The sequence below is a fragment of the Oleiphilus sp. HI0132 genome (assembly GCF_001635845.1).
The window spans coordinates 1-3,008 of sequence record NZ_LWGJ01001300.1; the positions used below are offsets into that span (position 1 = coordinate 1).

Below are 3,008 nucleotides of genomic sequence, written 5' to 3' on the forward strand. Positions count from 1 at the left end.
ACACTGGAATCTACGGTAGCACCACCGACGATGATGTTAGTTGAGATATCACCATCCAGCGCATCGCTTGCAGTCGCGCCAGCATCGGTATAGGGGGTATTTAGTTCATGGTTAAGTGGGCTGCTACCTAGGAGAGTGATGCTAGGTGCGCCAGTATCTTGAACGTTAATTGTTCGGGTAACGGTAGTAGCAGAGTTGCCTGAGGAATCGTTCACGTTGTAGCTCAGTACATAACTGCCGATTACGGTTGCATTGACTGTACCGCTGACACCGATGTTTGCAGAAATATCGCCGTCAGTATTATCTGTGGCTGTGGCACCAGGGTCAGTGTAAATTGTATTCACTTCATGATTAATTGGGTTATTGCCAACTAAGGTGATTACCGGTGGTGTTACATCATCTACCGTCACAAACCTTACCATGGGGTTTGCAGCATTTCCTGATGAATCAGTGACATTGTAGATAACTGTGTAAGTTCCTTGAGTATTTCCATCGACGGTATCACCGCTAACAACAATATTTGAGCTAATATCGCCATCTATATTGTCTAATGCTGTAGCGCCCGCATCGACGTAGGCTGTGCCAAGCTGGTGATTGGTGTTTGTATCGCCAATTAAAGTAATTACTGGGGCTGTTGAGTCATCTATGTTGACTGTACGGGTTACGGTTGGAGCAGGGTTGCCCGATGAATCTGAGACATCGTAAGTTATAAGGTAGCTGCCGATTAAGTTAGGGTCTACCGTGTCGCCACCGACAACAATGCTTCCGGAAAGGTCACCATCTACCGCATCCGTAGCTGTTGCTCCAGGGTCAGTGTAAGGCGAGCCTTGTGCGTGAGTGAGAGGGTTATCTCCGAGTAGGGTGATCATAGGGCTACCGGAATCGGCAACGATAACATCTCGGAAAATGCTTGTTGCAACGTTACCCGATGCATCGCTTACATCGTAAGAAAGAGTGTAGGTTCCCTCGACTGAAGTATTTACCGTACCTGTTACGACAATCGAACTTGATAAGTCTTCACCAGGAACATCAATTGCGGTAGCGCCTGGGTCATTAAATGGGGTGTTAATTTCTTGATTATATGGAGCAGCTCCTAACAAGGTAATGATTGGCGCGGTGCTGTCGACGACGTTAACTGTACGCGATACAACAATAGCTGAATTACCAGCAGTGTCAGAAACATTGTAGTTTATGATGTAGCTGCCAACGCTTCCGCTGATTACGCTACCTGAACTTACTATGCTTGCACTAATATCTCCGTCAACATTGTCGACGGCGCTGGCACCTTCATCTGAGAAGCTATCGCCTCTTTCTAGTGTAACAACTGCGTCGCCGATAAGTGTTATTACTGGTGCAGTCGTATCTTGAACGATCACCTCGCGCGTTACGGTCGTGGCTACATTGCCAGCTTCATCGGTAACATCGTAAGCAAGTGTGTAAGTGCCGGCAGTGTCAGAATCGACGTTTCCACTGATCATAATGTTGGCGCTGATATCTCCATCACGGTTATCGATAGCGGTAGCGCCTTCTTCATTATAAGTCGAAAGCTGTTCAACATAAGTAGGGTCGTCACCAATAAGAGTGATCACTGGTGCAGTAGTATCTTCTTCGATGACGTATACAGTTCGGATAACTGTTGTCGCGTTGTTGCCTTGGCTGTCGACAACATCGTATTCAATTTGAATGCCGGAGTTATTAGGGGTGGAAGTATCAATAATAGAGGGAGTATCAAGGACGTTTGGTCTAGTGATAACATCGACACTAATGTCACCGTCCTCTGGGTCTATCGCAACGAAGCCAGGCTCTGCATAGGTATCGCCGACCAAGAGGGTGACATCAGTTGAACCAGGTGACGTTTCACTAAGTGTAATAACCGGCTTAAGGTCAACACCTGACTCGTTTGCTTGAAGCTGAATCGGGGAGCCAGCAACAAAATTGGTAAACTGGAAGCAACCATCCACATCGGTGCTTGTGGTTATATCCGATTGTGCTGTTTGGCTGAGAAGTAGGTCTGCTTCGATTGCTACACCATTCTTTTCGATACAGCCTGTGATACCGAAAGGTATGACACCTGTTTCAATCGCGTAAATTAGGCCTGTTGTTTGGTCAGCGTGCCAAATTAGTTCCCCGTCCCAGCTTAAGCCCTTGGGGTTTGAGCCTGGTGTTTCAAAAAAACCGACCACGCTACCGTCAGTGGGGTCAACCCGAAATATCTTTTGTTCTTGTTGGTCTGCTACCCACAAGTCGCGACCATCCCAGGTAATACCGAAAGGACGAGCATTGGTGACAGAAGGGTTAGACTGATAAGAAGGTAGTGTTGAAGGGCCGGGTAATGATAGAAGTAGCGCGCCATCTTCAGGGCGAACCTTATTAATAGTGTTAGTTTGCCAGTCAACTATCCAGAAGCTATGTCCGTCATAAGTCATGTCGGTTGGTGATGGAAACTCGAGCTCTGATAGTGCATTTTCGGATTCGAGGTTATCTCCATCAACAGGGTCGATTTTTATAATGTTGTCTGTAATAGGGCTGGCATTCCAAAGATAATTCTCGGCAAAGGTTAAACCGCCACCGCCACAGTATTGACCGGCCGGTGTTGCACCGCAAGTAGGGATGGGGTTTCCGTCACTGTTAATTGGCGGATTATCTGTGTCTGTAAGGGGAAGGTTTAAATCACTATCACCGGCAGAAAATTGAAGCGCTCCTTCTTCGTCATAGACATCTTCTGGATAGACCCTGTAGATTCTGTCGGTGCCAAAATCGACGACCCAAAGGTAGCCGTCATGCATGGTGACGCCGTGGGGGGTGGAAGGGGTGCGACCATCACCACTGATGTTGTTAATGCTTAGTGTCGTTAGAATATTGCCAGGGTCACCCGGGGCCGAATAGGAAACTCCCGAGAACAATGAGATAAATAGAGAGGCAAAGGCGACCGCTAGCTTTAGCTTGTACATATTTATTATCCATAACGAATGAGGTATGAAAGTTCTTGGTCGCCTTACTGTTCCATG

General features: G+C 47.2%; 1 protein-coding gene. It reads right to left on the minus strand.

The window, feature by feature from the left end; translation table 11 throughout:
• Window positions 1-2,951: immunoglobulin-like domain-containing protein (locus A3766_RS19865; RefSeq protein ID WP_156508995.1), on the minus strand; the 2,951-nt coding region annotated here is incomplete at its 3' end.
• Window positions 2,952-3,008 lie beyond the last annotated feature (57 nt).